This window comes from Vulcaniibacterium thermophilum (assembly GCF_007923255.1).
Taxonomy (GTDB): Bacteria; Pseudomonadota; Gammaproteobacteria; order Xanthomonadales; family Xanthomonadaceae; genus Lysobacter_F; species Lysobacter_F thermophilum.
The window spans coordinates 93,688-110,859 of the sequence record NZ_VOHJ01000004.1 but is presented as its reverse complement, the minus strand read 5'-3'; the positions used below and the strand labels follow the sequence as shown (position 1 = coordinate 110,859).

General features: G+C 69.9%; 12 protein-coding genes. 4 read left to right on the top strand and 8 right to left on the bottom strand.

Going from position 1 to position 17,172, the window contains the following annotated elements:
* Positions 1–73: 73 nt before the first annotated feature.
* The 5 genes from carB to dapB all read right to left on the bottom strand — a co-directional run bounded on the left by carB (position 74) and on the right by dapB (position 6,351).
* Complete coding sequence (gene carB, locus FQY64_RS03115; RefSeq protein WP_146472247.1) at positions 74–3,322, bottom strand: carbamoyl-phosphate synthase large subunit; 3,249 nt, start codon at positions 3,320–3,322, stop codon at positions 74–76.
* 7 nt (positions 3,323–3,329) lie between these two features.
* Positions 3,330–3,767: a DUF6973 domain-containing protein gene (locus FQY64_RS03110; protein WP_146472246.1), complete on the bottom strand. Its 438-nt coding sequence runs from the start codon at positions 3,765–3,767 to the stop codon at positions 3,330–3,332.
* Positions 3,768–3,774: 7 nt separating this feature from the next.
* Complete coding sequence (locus tag FQY64_RS03105; RefSeq protein WP_146472245.1) at positions 3,775–4,359, bottom strand: hypothetical protein; 585 nt, start codon at positions 4,357–4,359, stop codon at positions 3,775–3,777.
* Complete coding sequence (carA, locus tag FQY64_RS03100) at positions 4,356–5,480, bottom strand: glutamine-hydrolyzing carbamoyl-phosphate synthase small subunit (protein WP_146472244.1); 1,125 nt, start codon at positions 5,478–5,480, stop codon at positions 4,356–4,358. The genes FQY64_RS03105 and carA overlap by 4 nt, the downstream gene beginning before the upstream one ends.
* A gap of 157 nt (positions 5,481–5,637) precedes the next feature.
* On the bottom strand, positions 5,638–6,351 hold the full coding sequence (gene dapB / locus FQY64_RS03095; RefSeq protein WP_146472243.1) for a 4-hydroxy-tetrahydrodipicolinate reductase: 714 nt from the start codon (positions 6,349–6,351) through the stop codon (positions 5,638–5,640).
* Positions 6,352–6,690: 339 nt separating this feature from the next.
* Between dapB and FQY64_RS03090 the strand changes: the two genes are divergently transcribed.
* The 3 genes from FQY64_RS03090 (at position 6,691) to FQY64_RS03080 (ending at position 11,639) form a co-directional block, all read left to right on the top strand.
* Positions 6,691–8,175 (top strand): tyrosinase family protein, encoded by a 1,485-nt coding sequence (locus FQY64_RS03090; protein WP_146472242.1) that lies wholly within the window; start codon positions 6,691–6,693, stop codon positions 8,173–8,175.
* 324 nt (positions 8,176–8,499) lie between these two features.
* A complete protein-coding gene (locus FQY64_RS03085) occupies positions 8,500–9,972 on the top strand; it encodes a tyrosinase family protein (RefSeq protein WP_186760834.1) in 1,473 nt (490 codons plus the stop codon).
* Between the two features lie 185 nt (positions 9,973–10,157).
* Positions 10,158–11,639 carry a tyrosinase family protein gene (locus FQY64_RS03080; protein WP_146472240.1) on the top strand — a complete coding sequence of 494 codons (1,482 nt, stop codon included), beginning with the start codon at positions 10,158–10,160 and terminating at the stop codon, positions 11,637–11,639.
* Positions 11,640–11,991: 352 nt separating this feature from the next.
* On the opposite strand, the gene FQY64_RS03075 is transcribed toward FQY64_RS03080, so the two are convergent.
* The 3 genes from FQY64_RS03075 to FQY64_RS03065 all read right to left on the bottom strand — a co-directional run bounded on the left by FQY64_RS03075 (position 11,992) and on the right by FQY64_RS03065 (position 15,605).
* A complete protein-coding gene (locus tag FQY64_RS03075) occupies positions 11,992–13,611 on the bottom strand; it encodes an FMN-binding glutamate synthase family protein (protein ID WP_146472239.1) in 1,620 nt (539 codons plus the stop codon).
* Between the two features lie 11 nt (positions 13,612–13,622).
* On the bottom strand, positions 13,623–14,903 hold the full coding sequence (locus FQY64_RS03070; protein WP_146472238.1) for a nucleotide sugar dehydrogenase: 1,281 nt from the start codon (positions 14,901–14,903) through the stop codon (positions 13,623–13,625).
* Positions 14,904–14,978: 75 nt separating this feature from the next.
* Positions 14,979–15,605, bottom strand: a complete 627-nt coding sequence (locus FQY64_RS03065) for a nitroreductase family protein (protein ID WP_229814904.1) — start codon at positions 15,603–15,605, stop codon at positions 14,979–14,981.
* 149 nt (positions 15,606–15,754) lie between these two features.
* Here FQY64_RS03065 and hemN point away from each other — a divergent pair, with 149 nt between their 5' ends.
* Positions 15,755–17,155, top strand: a complete 1,401-nt coding sequence (hemN, locus tag FQY64_RS03060) for an oxygen-independent coproporphyrinogen III oxidase (RefSeq protein ID WP_146472236.1) — start codon at positions 15,755–15,757, stop codon at positions 17,153–17,155.
* Positions 17,156–17,172: the final 17 nt, after the last annotated feature.

The window sequence follows — 17,172 nt, the reverse complement described above, 5'->3', positions numbered from 1 at the left end:
AAAAGCGCCGGCCAGGCGTTCACCTGGCCGGGATTGTGCCGGGATCGCGGCGGTGCCGCGATCCGAGGGCGGTTCAAGCGTTCGCCGCCAGTTCCGCGTGCAGTTCCTGCAGCGACAGCACGGGACCCGCGTTGCGCCAGTCGAGCGAATGCACCAGCGCGCGCGCGCCGGCGACCGTGGTCGAGTAGGTCACGCGGTGCTGCAGCGCCTCGCGGCGGATCGAGAACGAGTCGGCGATCGCCTGCCGCCCTTCGGTGGTGTTGATGATATAGACGATCTCGCCGTTCTTGATCAGATCGACGATGTGCGGGCGGCCCTCCATCACCTTGTTGACCACCTCGCAGGCGACCCCGTTGCCCTGCAGGTAGGAGGCGGTGCCGCGCGTGGCGACCAGCGTGTAGCCGCGCGCCAGCAGCTCCTGCGCCACCGGCAGCACGCGCGGCTTGTCCGGATCGCGCACCGAGATGAACACCTTGCCCTGCGCCGGCGCCTTGATGCCGGCGGCCTCGTGTCCGCGCGCGAACGCCGCGCCGAACGTGCGGCCGATGCCCATCACCTCGCCGGTGGAGCGCATCTCCGGACCGAGGATCGGATCCACGCCCTGGAACTTGGCGAACGGGAAGATCGCCTCCTTCACCGAGTAGTAGGCGGGGATCACCTCGCGGGTCGCGCCCTGCTCGGTCAGCGTGCGGCCGACCATGCAGCGCGCGGCGATCTTGGCCAGCGGCACGCCGGTGGCCTTCGAGACGAACGGCACCGTGCGCGAGGCGCGCGGATTCACCTCCAGCAGGAAGATGGTGTCGCGGCCGTCCTCCTCCTGCTGGATCGCGAACTGCGTGTTCATCAGGCCCACGACCTTGAGCGCGCGCGCCAGCGCGATCACCTGCTCGCGCAGCCGGTCCTGGGTGGCCGGCGACAGCGAGTACGGCGGCAGCGAGCACGACGAATCGCCGGAATGCACGCCGGCCTCCTCGATGTGCTCCATGATCCCGCCGATCAGCACGTTGCCGTCGCGGTCGGCGATGATGTCCACGTCCACCTCGACCGCATGGTCGAGGAAGCGGTCCAGCAGCACCGGCGACTCGTTGGAGACCTTCACCGCGTCGCGGATGTAGCGCGTCAGGTCGGCGTCCGAGTAGACGATCTCCATCGCGCGGCCGCCGAGCACGTAGCTCGGGCGCACCACCAGCGGGTAGCCGATCTCGCGCGCCAGCGTCAGCGCCTCGTCGGGCGTGCGCGCGGTGCGGTTCGGCGGCTGCCTGAGGCCGAGGTCGTTGACCAGCTTCTGGAAGCGCTCGCGGTCCTCGGCGAGGTCGATGCTGTCCGGGCTGGTGCCGACGATCGGCACGCCGTTGGCTTCCAGCGCCTGCGCCAGCTTCAGCGGCGTCTGCCCGCCGTACTGCACGATCACGCCCCTGGGCTTCTCCAGATCGACGATCTCCAGCACGTCCTCGAGCGTCAGCGGCTCGAAGTACAGGCGGTCGGAGGTGTCGTAGTCGGTCGAGACCGTCTCCGGGTTGCAGTTGACCATGATGGTCTCGAACCCGTCCTCGCGCAGGGCGAGCGCGGCGTGCACGCAGCAGTAGTCGAATTCGATACCTTGGCCGATGCGGTTGGGACCGCCGCCGAGCACGATGATTTTGTCGCGGCTCGACGGATTGGCTTCGCACTCGTCCTCGTAGGTCGAGTACATGTAGGCGGTGGTGGTGGCGAACTCGGCCGCGCAGGAGTCGACGCGCTTGTACACCGGGCGCACGCCGAACGCACGCCGCAGCGCGCGCACCGCGCCTTCGTCGGTGCCGGTGAGCTGCGCCAGGCGCGCGTCGGAGAAGCCCATGCGCTTGAGCGCGCGCATCCGCCGTGCATCGAACGAGGAAAGACCGGCGGCGGCGACCTCCTTCTCGGCGCGCACGATGTCCTCGATCTGGTCGAGGAACCAGTAGTCCACCTTGGACAGCGCGTACACCTCATCGACCGTCATGCCGGCGCGGAAGGCGTCGGCGATGTAGAACACGCGGTCGGGGCCGGGCTCCTTCAGTTCGCGACGCAGCCGCGCGAGATCCTCGGCGTCGTCGAGCGACAGGCCGGTCGGATCGAGCCCCACCTTGCCGGTCTCGAGACCCCGCAGCGCCTTCTGCAGCGACTCCTGGAACGTGCGGCCCATCGCCATCACCTCGCCCACCGACTTCATCTGGGTGGTCAGCCGCGCGTCGGTCTGCGGGAACTTCTCGAACGCGAAGCGCGGGATCTTGGTGACGACGTAGTCGATGCTCGGTTCGAACGAGGCCGGGGTCATGCCGCCGGTGATCTCGTTCTTCAGCTCGTCCAGCGTGTAGCCGACCGCCAGCTTGGCGGCGACCTTGGCGATCGGGAAGCCGGTCGCCTTGGACGCCAGCGCCGAGGAGCGCGACACCCGCGGGTTCATCTCGATCACCACCATGCGGCCGTTCGACGCGTTGATGCCGAACTGCACGTTGGAGCCGCCGGTATCGACGCCGATCTTGCGCAGCACGGCGATCGAGGCGTCGCGCATGCGCTGGTATTCCTTGTCGGTGAGCGTCTGTGCCGGCGCGACGGTGATCGAGTCGCCCGTGTGCACGCCCATCGGATCGAAATTCTCGATCGAGCAGACGATGATGCAGTTGTCCGCCTTGTCGCGGACCACTTCCATCTCGAACTCCTTCCAGCCCAGCACCGACTCCTCGACCAGGATCTCGTGCACGGGCGACAGTTCCAGCCCGCGCTTGGCGATCTCCTCGAACTCCTCGCGGTTGTAGGCGATGCCGCCGCCGGTGCCGCCCAGCGTGAAGGAAGGACGGATGATGGTCGGATAGCCCACCTTCGCCTGGATCTCGACCGCCTCCTCGAAGCTGCGCGCGATCGCCGCCTTCGGGCATTCCAGGCCGATCTCGGCCATCGCCACGCGGAACAGCTCGCGGTCCTCGGCCATGCGGATGGCCTCGCGCGAGGCGCCGATCAGCTCGACGCCGTACTTCTCGAGCACGCCGTGGTCGGCCAGGTCGAGCGCGCAGTTGAGGGCGGTCTGCCCGCCCATGGTCGGCAGCAGCGCGTCCGGGCGCTCCTTGGCGATGATCTTCTCGACCGTCTGCCAGTTGATCGGCTCGATGTAGACGGCGTCGGCCATCTCCGGATCGGTCATGATCGTCGCCGGATTGCTGTTGACCAGCACCACGCGGAAGCCTTCCTCGCGCAGCGCCTTGCACGCCTGCGCGCCGGAATAGTCGAACTCGCAGGCCTGTCCGATCACGATCGGCCCGGCGCCGATGATGAGGATGGTCTTGATGTCGGTGCGCTTGGGCATAGGGTCCTCAGTACAGTCGGTCCTGCCACGCGTCGGGCGCGAGCCAGGTGATTCGCTCGGGCGAGCGCGCGTTCACGCCGCCCCGGTCGACCGCCTCGCGCACCGCGCGCTGCAGGTCGTCCCAACTTCCGGCGCGCGCGCCGATGCGCGCGCCGATCCGGTTGTTGTGCGCGTCCATCGCACGCGCCGCGTTGCCGCGGCCGTCGCGTTCCATCACCGCCGTCACCCACTCCACGCAGCGCGGCGACAGCGTCCAGGCGACGATCGCGCTGGCCAGCGCGTGGCGATAGGCGTCCGCCGGTCCGTGCCGCCCGCCCGGCAGGCCGGCGCGGAAGAACTGCGCGTAGGTGGCGCCGAGCACGAACGCGGGATACGCCGACAGCAGCGCGGCGAGGAGCAGCGCCCGGCGCAGGCGACCGCGTCGGCGTTGCGCGCGCGCCGGCATCCGCGCCTCAGGAGGAGAATGCGCCTGCGACGTCGAACTCGACGCCGCAGGTCGAGCGGATCTTCGCCTGCAGCGCATCGCGCCGCTCCGCCGGCAGGTCGAGCTCGGGGAACTGCTTCTGCAGCACCTGCGCCGCCGGCGAGAGGATGAAGGTCAGCATCTCGATCTGGTCCTCCTCGCTCATCTGCGAGGCGAGCGCGCTGGCGTCCGGCTTCTCGCCCTCGCCGCGCACCGAGGCGGCGACGTCGGCGCGCACGTATTCCATCATCGTCCGCCCTGCCGGCTTGTCGGCGAAATCGAGCCACGCCTGCGCGTTCTCGCTGGATTCGAACAGGTCCGCGAACGCTATGTCGAGCGCGTCGGACAGCACCGGCACGATCTCGTCGCGGACGCAGGCGCGGCCGCCCGCATCCCACTTGCGCTGCTCGGCCGCCTTGGCGATCTCCTTGTCCAGCATCGCGTGCATCGCCAGGTCGAAGCCGAGCACCTGGCGGATGCGCCGCACCTGGTCGGTGCTCGGCGGCGCCGCCAGCGCCGGCAGCGCGCATGCGAACAGCGCGGCCGCGGCCGCGAGCGAACGGAATCGGGTCATGCGCGTTTCTCCATGCTGGCGACGAACCGGTCGAACAGGCCGGAGACGTCGTGTGGCCCGGGGCTGGCCTCGGGATGCCCCTGGAAACTGAAGGCCGGGGCATCGGTCAGCGCGATGCCCTGGTTGCTGCCGTCGAACAGCGAGCGGTGGGTCACGCGCACGTTGGCCGGCAGGCTGGATTCGTCCACCGCGAAGCCGTGGTTCTGCGAGGTGATCATCACCCGGCCGGTGTCCAGATCCTGGACCGGGTGGTTGGCGCCGTGATGGCCGAACTTCATCTTCACCGTGCGCGCGCCGGCCGCGAGCGCCAGCAACTGGTGGCCCAGGCAGATGCCGTACACCGGCAGCTTGCGCGCGATGAACTCGCGCGTCGCCTCGATCGCGTAGGTGCACGGCTCCGGATCGCCCGGGCCGTTGGACAGCAGCACGCCGTCCGGATCCAGCGCGAACACCTCCGACGCCGGCGTCCGCGCCGGCACCACGGTCACGCGGCAGCCGCGCTCGGCCAGCATGCGCAGGATGTTGAGCTTCACACCGAAGTCGTAGACCACGACGTGGAAGCGCGCATCGACCCGCACTGGCGCGTTGCGGTCGAGATCGAGCTGCCCGTCGCGCCATTCGTAGCGCTCGCGCGTGCTCACTTCCTTCGCCAGATCCATGCCCTTCAGGCCGGGGAATTTGCGGGCAGCTTCGAGCGCGCGCTCGACGTCGATTTCGCCGGCCATCAGCGCGCCGTTCTGCGCGCCGCGGTCGCGCAGGATGCGGGTGAGCTTGCGGGTGTCGACCTCGGCGATGGCGACCACGCCGCGCGCCGCGAGCCACTCCGGCAGCGACGCCTGACTGCGCCAGTTGCTGGGCCGGCGCGGGACGTCGCGCACGATCAGGCCGGCGGCCCAGACCTGTTTCGCCTCGTCGTCGAACGCATTGCAGCCGACGTTGCCGATGTGCGGATAGGTGAGCGTGACGATCTGGCGCGCATAGGACGCGTCGGTCACGATTTCCTGATAGCCGGTGAGCGCAGTGTTGAACACCACTTCGCCGACCGAAAGGCCGGGCGCGCCTACCGAGATGCCCTCGAACACGGTGCCGTCTTCGAGGACGAGGATTGCGGGTTGGGTCACGGGAATCGCCTTGGCTGCCGGTGGATGCCGACCCGCACGCCTTCGGCAAAACGCGCTTGCACGAAAGCGCGGACGCGGTCGTGAACCGGTCCGGCGTGCGAGGTACAGGCGAGCCGCAATTGTAGCGGCCGTTGCGTGCCGGCGCCAGCGCGCCGTTTCAGTCGAGCAGATCGCGCACGCGGTACAGGCCCGGCGCGCGCCCGGCCAGGCGGCGCGCGACGTGCAGCGCGCCGCGGGCGAAGATGTCGCGGTTGGTGGCGCGATGGACCAGTTCGATGCGCTCGCCGGCCGAGGCGAACTGCACGGTGTGCTCGCCGACGATGTCGCCGGCGCGCAGCGAGGCGTAGCGCGGTTGCGCGCCGCCGCGTCCGGCGCAGGCGCCGAGCGCGAGCGCGGTGCCGGAGGGCGCGTCCTTCTTGTGCACGTGGTGCGCCTCGACGATGTCGCAGTCCCAGCCCTGCAGCGCGGCGGCGGCGCGTTCGACCAGTTCGCCGAGCACCGCCACGCCGAGGCTGAAGTTGGCCGCCCACAGCGCCGGGATGCGATGCGCGGCCGCTTCCAGCGCGGCGCGCTGCGCATCGCTCAACCCGGTGGTGCCGGACACGAAGGCGCATGCGCGCTCCTCGCACAGCCGCAGGATGCCGTCGAAGCCTTCGGGAAGGCTGAAGTCGATCGCCACGTCGAACGCCGGTACGCCGTGCAGCTCGCTGGCGGCGAAGTACGCCACGCGCTCGACCACGCGCTGCGCCGGCTGCCCGCGCGACACGGCCGCCACCACCTCGACATCGCCGCGCTCGGCGGCCAGCCGCAGGAGCGCCTGGCCCATGCGGCCGCTGGCACCGTGGATGAGCACGCGCGTGGGTCCGTTCATCGGCACAGGCTAGCGAATCGCCGCGCGCAGGCTCAACCGGGACGGGTTCGGCGGGGAGTCCGAGCTCCGGACGCGCCCGGGCGCACGCACAGGCCCGTGTGCGGCTGTTAAGCAGCCAGTCAAAATGACGACTTCGTCACACATTTCTTGACCGCGCCATCACTGTCCGCGGTGTCCTGTATACGGGCCCGCCGCCACGAGCTCCCGCATGTCCCGTTGCCGCCGCCGCGCGCGTCGCCTGCCAAGCGGTGCCCGCGCGCCCACGGGCGCTGCGCGTGGCCGGCGCGGGCGCACGCTCGGGCGCGACGCGCCCGCCCCACGCCGTACAGGAGGTTTCCCGTGACTTCGTTTTCCCGTCGCGCCTTCGTCAAGGGCCTGGCCGCGTTGCCCCTGACGGCGGCGCTGCCGCGCATCGCCCACGCCAACACCGTGTGGATCCGCTACGACTGCGCCTGTCCGGAAGGACTGCGGATGCTGGAGATCTACGCGCAGGCGGTCCGCCAGATGGAAGCCATGGGCCCGGACAATCCGCTGAGCTGGATGTGGCAGTGGTACACGCACTTCGTCAGCGGCGCGACCACCAAGTCGGCCGAGCTCACCCGCATCTTCGGCGAGGCCGATTCGCCGCAGAAGGCGCTGGCCAACGAGGTCTGGAACACCTGCCAGTCGCACGCCGGGCAGAACTCGAACCACTTCCTGCCGTGGCACCGCGCGTTCCTGTACTACTTCGAGCGGATCGTGCGACAGGTGACCGGCGTGCCGGACTTCGCGCTGCCGTACTGGGACTACACGTCCTCCGATCCGGCCAAGCGCGGCGTGGTGCCGCCGCAGTTCCGCATGCCCGACGATCCGGTGTTCGGAAGCCTGTACCGCGCCAACCGCACCACGCTGGCCAACACCGGTCAGCCCATCCACAAGAACCAGACCACGGACGTCATGGACATCAGCGAGACGATGGCCAAGACGCACTACAGCACGGTCGATTCGGTGATGGGCTTCTGCCGCGCGGTCGATTCCGGCATCCACGGCCGCATCCACGTGCTGGTGGGCAACAGCAAGAACATGGGCGCGGTGCCCTACGCCGCCAACGACCCGCTGTTCTGGCTGCACCACGTCAACATCGACCGCATGTGGGCGAGCTGGAATCTCGCCGGCAACACGAACCCGACCACCGCCACCTGGGTCAACAACCAGTTCACCTTCGTCGATGCCGATGGCACCCGCGTGCGCAGGCCGCTGAAGGATTTCTTCAGCGACGTGGCGCTCGGCTATACCTACGACCTCTACATCCCGACCGCGACGACGATGGCGGCCAAGGCCGCGTTCGCCACGCGGCCGGGACTGCGCGCCGAGCGCGTCGCGCTGTCGCGCGCCGGCGCCGAGCTGGACGCGCGGCCGGTGCGCGCGCTGCTGGAGCCGCTCGCGGGCATCCGCCCGGTCAGCGTGCTGGGCCTGGACGACCGCCAGCCGGACAAGCGCGCCTACCTCGTGCTCAAGAACCTGCACACGTGGAAGCAGCCGGAAGTGCTCTACCACGTCTATCTCGCCCCGGGCCGCGGAGCGGGCCTGGGACAGGCGCGCCACGTCGGCACCATCCATTTCTTCGACGCGGAGTTCCACGACCACGGCGAGCACGCGCTCGACATGGCGCTGGGCGACAACTTCTACAGCTTCGACGTCACCGACGCCCTGCGCGCGTTCGCCTCCGACCGCGGTCGTGCGCGGCTCGGCCAGGAGGCGCTGTCGGTGCTGTTCGTCCCCGGCGGGCGGCCGGCGCCGGGCGGCAAGCCGATGGTGGGCACCATCGAACTCGTGCGCCAGTAACGTCGCCCGTTCCACGCCGATCCCAAGCGCCCCCTGCCGTGGCAGGGGGCGCTTCTCTTTTGGGGATGCGCCGCGCACGTCCGGGCCTCGGGTGCGGCCCGGCCGCAGAGGCCGGACGACGTAGACCGCGAATAGACGGGGTCGCGGAATTATGTGATGCAAGTCACAGTCGAATTGACGATTTTATCACGCTTCAACCCGTCTCCTAGGCGCCGGCCGGGGCGCGAGCCCCCGCCCCGTGAGCGGTCGAGGACGCAGTCCATGACCGGCACGTTTGGGTGCCGGCAGCCGCTACGGCTCTCCCGCAGTTCAGGAGGATCCGACGTGAACACCCTATCCCGACGCGCATTCATCCAGGGCGCGGCCGCGCTGCCGTTAACGATGGCGCTGCCGCGCCTGGCGCGTGCGCAGACCGAACCGCTCGTCCGCTACGACTGCGCGAGCGACCCGGGGCGCGAAATGCTCGCGATCTACGCCGATGCCGTCCAGCGCATGCGTGCGCTCGGCGATGCCGACCCGATGGGTTGGCTGTGGCAGTGGTACACGCATTTCGTCAACGGCACGACCACCAGGAGCGCCGAGCTGACCCGCATCTTCGGTGCCGAGTCGTCCACCCTGAAGTCGCTGGCCACCGAAACCTGGAACACCTGCCAGTCGCATTCCGGGCAGAACTCCAACCACTTCCTGCCGTGGCACCGGATGTTCGTCCACTACTTCGAGCGGATCGTGCGCGCGGTCAGCGAGCGCCCGGATTTCACCCTGCCCTACTGGGACTACACCTCCTCCGATCCGGACAAGCGCGGCATCGTGCCGGTCGAGTTCCGCCAGCCGACCGATCCGCTGTGGAAGAACCTCTACCGCTCCGCCCGCACTTCGCTGGCCAACAGCGGCCAGCCGATCCACAAGTACCAGCCGGCCGACGTCATGGACATCGGCGAGGCGATGGCCAAGACGCACTACAGCACGGTCGATTCGGTGATGGGCTTCTGCCGCGCGGTCGATTCCGGCATCCACGGCCGCATCCACGTGCTGGTGGGCAACAGCAAGAACATGGGCGCGGTGCCCTACGCCGCCAACGACCCGCTGTTCTGGCTGCACCACGTCAACATCGACCGCATGTGGGCGAGCTGGAACCGCAACGGCGGCACCAACCCCGGCACCGCGACGTGGTCGGGGACCTACTTCACCTTCGCCGACGTCGATGGCGTGCGCGTGCGCCGCCGGCTGCGCGAGTTCTTCGGCACCGCGGCCCTGGGCTACGTCTACGACAGCTACATCGACGCCCCGGCCGCCACGACGGCGCTCGCCGCCGCGGGCGCGGGCGGGCGCGCCGAGAAGGTGGCGCGCGCGCGCGAGGCCGCGCGGCTGGGCCCGCGTCCGGCGCAGGTCGCGCTCGAACCGCTCGCGCCGCTGCGCTCGGGCGTGCTGGGGCTCGACGACGGCCGGCCGGGCAAGCGCGCCTACCTGGTGCTGCGCGACCTGCACACCTGGGCGCAGCCGGAGGTGCTGTTCCACGTCTACCTCTCGCCGGGGCGGCGCGGTGGAGCGCTCGATCGCGCGCATCACGTCGGCGCGATCCATTTCTTCGACGCGGAGTTCCACGACCACGGCGAACACGCGCTCGACATGGCGCTCGGCGAGAACTTCCACAGCTTCGACGTCACCGATCTGCTGCAGCGCTTCCGCCGGCAACGCCTGGCCGCGGCGCGCGATGCGCTGACCGTGACCATCGCGCCCGCCGGGCGCCCGATCGGCGGCGAACCGATGGTGGGCACGCTCGAGCTGGTACGCCAGTGATCGCTGCGGAGTGATCGCGCCAAGCCGCCACGCTTTCGTCACGAAAACGAATGCGGTCACGCTCGGGTTGATCACTCCGTCACTTCGCCTGGTGTCCCCTATCGGCCCGCAGTCGTCCCCGTGCCGCATCGCGACCTCCGGCACTCCCCCGTCCCCGACGACTGCGGGTACCGCAGGAGGAAATCATGACGTCATGCTCCCGCCGAGCATTCGTGAAGGCGCTGGCCACGCTCCCCGCCGCGTTCGCGCTTCCGCGCCTGGCTGGCGCCAACACGACCCATGTGCGCTACGACTGCGCCAGCGCCGAAGGCCAGCGCATGCTGGAGATCTACGCGATCGCCGTGCGCCGCATGGAGGCGATGGGGCCGGACAATCCGCTGAGCTGGATGTGGCAGTGGTACACCCACTTCGTCAACGGCACGACCACCAAGGCCGACGAGCTCACCCGCGTGTTCGCGACGGCCGATTCGCCGTACCGCTCGCTCGCCGAGGAAACCTGGAACACCTGCCAGTCGCACGCCGGGCAGAACTCGAACCACTTCCTGCCCTGGCACCGGATGTTCGTCTACTACTTCGAGCGCATCGTGCGCCAGGTGAGCGGCTATCCGGAGTTCACGCTGCCGTACTGGGACTACACCTCCTCCGACCCGGCCAAGCGCGGCGTGGTACCGCCGCAGTTCCGCATGCCCGACGACCCGGTGTTCGACTGCCTCTACCGGGCCAACCGCACCACGCTCGCCAACAGCGGCCAGCCGATCCACATGAACCAGCCCACCGACGTCATGGACATCGGCGAGGCGATGGCCAAGACGCACTACAGCACGGTGGAGGGCGTGATGGGCTTCTGCCGCGCGATCGATTCCGGCATCCACGGCCGCATCCACGTGTTGGTCGGCACCAGCCAGAACATGGGCGCGGTGCCCTACGCGGCCAACGATCCGCTGTTCTGGCTGCACCATGCCAACATCGACCGCATGTGGGCGAGCTGGAACAAGAACGGCAACCCCAATCCTTCGCCCACCAGCGCGCCCTGGCTGGAAAACCGCTTCACGATGGTCGATGCGGACGGCAGCCGCGTGAACCGCCCGCTGAAGAGCTTCATGAGCGCGCTGTCGCTGGGCTACACCTACGACACCTTCATCCCGCGGCCCGCCACGACGACGATGGCGATGGCGGCGCCGGCCTCGCCCGGCACGCGCGCGGAACGGGTCGGCCGCGCGCGCAGGGCCGCCGAACTTGGCGCGGCGGTGTCGGTCGTCGTGGTCGAACGCTCCACGCCGGAACCGCGTTCGCCGGTGCTGGGGCTCGACGATCGCGATCCGGGCAAGCGGGCCTACCTGGTGCTGCGCAACCTGCACACCTGGTCGCAGCCGGAAGTGCTGTTCCACGTCTGGGTGGCGCCGGCCGACGGCCCGACCCGCATGGACGCGGCGCATTACGCCGGCAACATCCACTTCTTCGATGCGCAGTTCCACGACCACGGCCAGCAGCCGCTCGATCTGGCGCTCGGCGACAACTTCTACAGCTTCGACGTGACGCCGATCCTGGAGCGTTTCAGGCGGCAGCGCATCACCACCCCCAACGCGCTGCGGGTGATCATCGCCCCCGCCGGACGGCCGAGCGGCGGCGAACCGATGGTCGGTACGATCGAACTGATCCGGCAGTAAGGCGCGGGGCGCTTGCGGCCGGTGGCGCGGGTGTCTGAAGCCCTCCCCTTCAAGGGGAGGGTTGGGTGGGGATGGTGGTGGAGGCCGCCGTTGCGTCGGATCCGTGCAACCCCCTCCCAGCCTCCCCCTGCATTCGCAGGGGGAGGAGGAAAAGCCTCCCTGCTCGCTCAGCGAGCAAGGGTGAGGAGTTGGCCCTCCCCTTCAAGGGGAGGGTTGGGTGGGGATGGTGGTGGAGGCCGCCGTTGCGTCGGATCCGTGCAACCCCCTCCCAGCCTCCCCCTGCAGTCGCAGGGGGAGGAGTGAGCCCTCCCCTTCGAGGGTGGGTTGGGTGGGGATGGTGTCGGAATGCCGCTCAGACCGCCTTGCTGCGCCGCAATGCGGTGACCGACGCGGGCGGCCCGAAGCTGTCGCTGCGCGCGCTGGCCCAGTACGCCTGGAACACCGCGTGCTCGGGGATGCGCCCCAGCAGCTCGCCCGGCGCGAGGAAGCGGTAGAGCGCGCCCAGTGAACGCACTTCGGTCGGCGAGACGCGGCGCAGGATGTGCTCCGGACCGATCTGGCACGGATGCTCCAGACCCGCCGCGCAGATCAGGTCGCGCAGCGCCTTCAGCGTGTTCTGGTGGAAGTTGAACACGCGCGTGGCCTTGTCGGGCACGTCGAGCGCCTTCCAGCGGCGCGGGTCCTGCGTCGCCACGCCGGTGGGGCAGCGGTCGGTATGGCAGCTCTGCGCCTGGATGCAACCGAGCGCGAACATGAACCCGCGCGCGGCGTTGCACCAATCGGCGCCGAGCGCCAGCGTGCGGGCGATGTCGAACGCGCTCACGATGCGGCCCGCGGCGCCGATGCGCACGCGTTCGCGCAGCCCCAGGCCGACCAGCGTGTTGTGCACCAGCATCAGCGCCTCCTGCAGAGGCACGCCGACGTGGTCGATGAACTCCGCCGGCGCCGCGCCGGTGCCGCCTTCCGCGCCGTCGACGACGATGAAATCCGGCAGCAGGCCGGTCTCGTGCATCGCCTTGGCGATGCCGAACCATTCCCAAGGATGACCGATCGCCAGCTTGAACCCGGCCGGCTTGCCGCCCGACAGCTCGCGCAGGCGGGCGACGAACTCGAGCAGGCCGCGCGGCGAATCGAACGCCGAATGCCGCGCCGGCGAGACGCAGTCCATGCCCATCGGCACGCCGCGCGTGGCCGCGATCTCCGCGCTCACCTTCGCCGCCGGCAGCACCCCGCCGTGGCCGGGCTTGGCGCCCTGCGACAGCTTCACCTCGACCATCTTCACCTGCGGATCGCGCGCTGCGGCGGCGAAGCGGTCGGGGTCGAAACGGCCCTGCGCGTCGCGGCAGCCGAAGTAGCCCGAGCCGATCTCCCACACCAGATCGCCGCCGTGCTCGCGGTGGTACGGCGAGATCGAGCCCTCGCCGGTGTCGTGGTAGAAGCCGCCGCGTCTGGCGCCGGCATTGAGCGCACGGATCGCGTTCGGCGACAGCGAGCCGAAGCTCATCGCCGAGATGTTGAACACGCTCGCGCTGTACGGCTGCGCGCAGCCCGCGCCGATCGTCAGGCGGAAATCGTGCGAACGCAGCTCGCCCGGCGCGAGCGAGTGGTTGATCCATTCGTAGTCGCTGCCGTAGACGTCCTGCAGGGTGCCGAACGGGCGCACGTCGTTGACCGACTTGGCGCGCTGGTAGACCAGCGCGCGCTGCTGGCGCGAGAACGGCACCTCGGCGGTGTCCGACTCAATGAAGTACTGCCGCATCTCCGGCCCGATCGACTCCAGCCCGTAGCGGAAATGCGCCAGCAGCGGATAGTTGCGGCGCAGGGTGCTGCGCCGCTGCAGCAGGTCGATGGTGCCGACCGCCGCGGGCACCGCGGCCAGCAGCGCCAGCCAGGCGTGGTCGCGATTCCACGCGGCCGCCGCGATCGCCGCGGCGAGCAGGAGCAGACTGACGACGTAGGCGGCGTAGCGCATGCGGTCTCCGGCTAGAGGCGCGCGTCCACGGCCTCGCGCGGAAACACGCTCTTGATGTCGTACAGCAGCGCGCCCGGCCGCCCGAACGCGCGCGCGCCCTCGGCGCCCAGCAGGCGGAACTGGTCGTGCGCGACCGCCAGCACCACCGCATCGTAGCGCCCGGCCGGCGGCGGCGATGTCATCACCGTCTCGCCGTACTCCAGCCGCGCCTGCTCGGCATCCACCCACGGATCGTAGAGATCGACGTCGGCGCGGTACTCGCGGAAACGGCGCGCCAGCTCGATCACCCGCGTATTGCGCAGGTCCGCGCAGTTCTCCTTGAACGCCACGCCGAGGATCAGCACGCGCGCGCCGGCGATCTGCATGCCACGCTGGATCATCAGCTTGATGACCTCGGCGGCGACGTGCTCGCCCATCGCGTCGTTGATGCGCCGGCAGGCGAGCAGGATGTCGGGGTAGTAGCCGACCGACTGCGCCTTCTGGATCAGGTAGTACGGGTCCACGCCGATGCAGTGGCCGCCCACCAGGCCCGGCCGGAACGGCAGGAAGTTCCACTTGGTGGCGGCGGCGTCGAGCACTTCGCTGGTGTCGATGCCCAGCCGCTGGAAGATCAGCGCGAACTCGTTGACCAGCGCGATGTTGACGTCGCGCTGGGTGTTCTCGACCACCTTCGCCGCCTCAGCCACGCGCAGGCTGGAGACCTTGTGGGTACCGGCGGGCACGATCGCCCGGTAGAGCGCATCGACGAAATCGGCGATCTGCGGCGTCGAGCCGGACGTCACCTTGACGATGTCGGGCAGACGGCGGCGGCGGTCGCCCGGGTTGATGCGCTCGGGGCTGTAGCCGACGAAGAAGTCGCGGTTGAACAGCAGGCCGGAGGCGCGTTCGAGCTCCGGCACGCAGATCTCCTCGGTGGCGCCGGGGTACACGGTCGATTCGTAGATCACCACGTCGCCCGCGCGCAGCAGCCCGCCGAGCATGCGGCTGGCGGCGATCAGCGGCGAGAAGTCCGGCCGCTTGTGCGCATCGACCGGGGTCGGCACGGTGACCACGTAGACGTTGCAGTCGGCCAGGTCCTGCAGCGCCTCGGCGAAGCGAAGCTGGGCGGCGGCGGCGATCTCCTCGGCGGTGGTCTCGCCGTTGCGGTCGCGCCCCTCGCGCAGCTCGCGCACGCGCTCGGGGGCGATGTCGTAGCCGACGGTCGGAAAGCGCCGGCCGAATTCGATCGCCAGCGGCAGGCCGACGTACCCCAGACCGACGATTCCGATGCGGGCGGTGGACGGATCGCGCATGCTTTCTCCGGACAAGGAACGCGGGCCATCCGCGGCCCGCGGCGTCATCTTAGCCCCGCCGCGCGCGGCGGCCGATCAGAGGAACACCGCGTACTCGTCGAACGCGAGCCGCGGCAGCGACGGCACGCGGCAGAGCGGCGCCGGGTGCCCCGTCACCACCAGCGCGAACGGCATTTCGTTGCGCGAGCGCCCGAGCAGGTCGTTGAGGAACTCGGTGGACGCCGGGACGTACATCAGCGTCGCCAGCCCCGCGCGATGCAGCGCGGCCAGCAGCAGGCCGGTGGCGATCGCGGTCGATTCCAGCGGGAAGTAGCGGCGCACGCGCTCGCCCCGGCGGTCGAAGCCGTAGCGCTCGTAGAACACCGCGATCACCCACGGCGCGGTCTCCAGGAACGGCTTGGCCGCGTGAGTTCCGAACGGCGCCAGCGCCATCAGCCATTCCTCCGGCGCGCGGTGCTGGTAGAACTCGCGCTCGGCCTCCTCCGAAGCTTCGCGCAGCGCGCGCCTGACGGCCGGGTCCTGTACCGCGACGAAGCGCCAGGGCTGCTGGTTGGCGCCGCTGGGCGCGGAGGCGGCCGCGCGCAGCGCCTCCTCGATCACCGCGCGCGGCACCGGCGTCGGCGCGAACTCGCGCACGCTGCGGCGGCGCGCCATCTCCTCGGCGAAGGCACGCGCGCGCGCCAGGCGCTCGGTGTCGTCCATGGGGGGCAGTTCGGGTAACGGCATGTCCGGGTAACGCATGCGACGATCTTAATGAATGCCGTGCGCGGTTTCGCCCCGCGCGCGGTGCGGTGGCACGCACTTGATCCAGGTCAATACGTGCGCGCGGGCCCGCCCCTACCCTGCGCGCCATGCACACGTCATCGCTCCAGCTCGATCCGGCCCTGCTGACGCGTTACGACCGCCCCGGTCCGCGCTACACGTCGTACCCGACCGCGCCGCAGTTCCAGGCCGGTTTCGGCGAGGCGCAGCTCAAGGAAGCCGCGCGCGCCAGCAACGGCGATCCGATCCCGCGCCGGCTGTCGCTGTACGTGCACGTGCCGTTCTGCGAGAGCCCCTGCTTCTACTGCGGCTGCAACCGCGTCATCACGCGCGACAAGTCGCGCTCGGAGCCGTATCTGGCCCGGTTGTACCGCGAGATCGCACTGATGGCGCCGCTGTTCGACCGCGACCGCGAGGTGATCCAGCTCCACTTCGGCGGCGGCACGCCGAACTTCCTCACCGCCGCGCAACTGCGCGAGGTGGTCGATACCCTGCGCAGCCACTTCCACTTCGCCGAAAGCCGCGAGCGCGACATCTCGATCGAGCTGGACCCGCGCTTCATCACGCCGGAGGCGGTGGCGGAACTGGCGGCGATCGGCTTCAACCGCGCCAGCCTGGGCGTGCAGGACTTCGACCCGGCGGTGCAGGCGGCGGTCAACCGCATCCAGAGCATCGAGCAGACCCGCGCGGTGGTGGACGCCTGCCGCGCCAACGGCTTCCGCTCGGTGAACATCGACCTGATCTACGGTCTGCCGAAGCAGACGCTGGACGGGTTCGGGCGCACGCTCGACGAGGTGGTGGCGATCCGCCCCGACCGGCTGGCGATCTACAGCTACGCGCACATGCCGCACCTGTTCCGCCCGCAGCGGCAGATCGAGGCGGCCGACCTTCCGGACGCGGCGACCAAGCTGGCGCTGCTGCGGCTGGCGATCGAGAAGCTCACCGCAGCGGGCTACGTCTACATCGGCATGGACCACTTCGCCCTGCCCGACGACGATCTCGCCCAGGCGCAGGCACGCGGCGGGCTGCACCGCAACTTCATGGGCTACACCACGCACGCCGACAGCGACCTGATCGGTTTCGGCGTCAGCGCGATCAGCCACATCGGCGACAGCTTCAGCCAGAACCACCGCGATCTGCCGGGCTGGCAGGCCGCGCTCGACGAAGGCCGCCTGCCGGTGTTCCGCGGCCTGCGCCTGAGCGAGGACGACCAGTTGCGCGCCGACCTGATCCAGACCCTGATGTGCCAGGGCGAGATCCCGGTGCGCGCGCTCGAGCGGCGCTATGCGATCGATTTCGACCGCTACTTCGCCGGCGCGCTGGACAAACTGGCGCCGCTGGCCGAGGACGGCCTGGTGCGCCGGGAGCCGGAACGGATCGCGGTGACGCCCGCAGGCCGCCTGCTGTTGCGTAACATCGCCATGTGCTTCGACCGCTACCTCGAGCAGCCCGCGGAACTCGCCACGCCCCGGTTCTCGCGTGCCATCTGATCCGGCCCCGGAGGCGC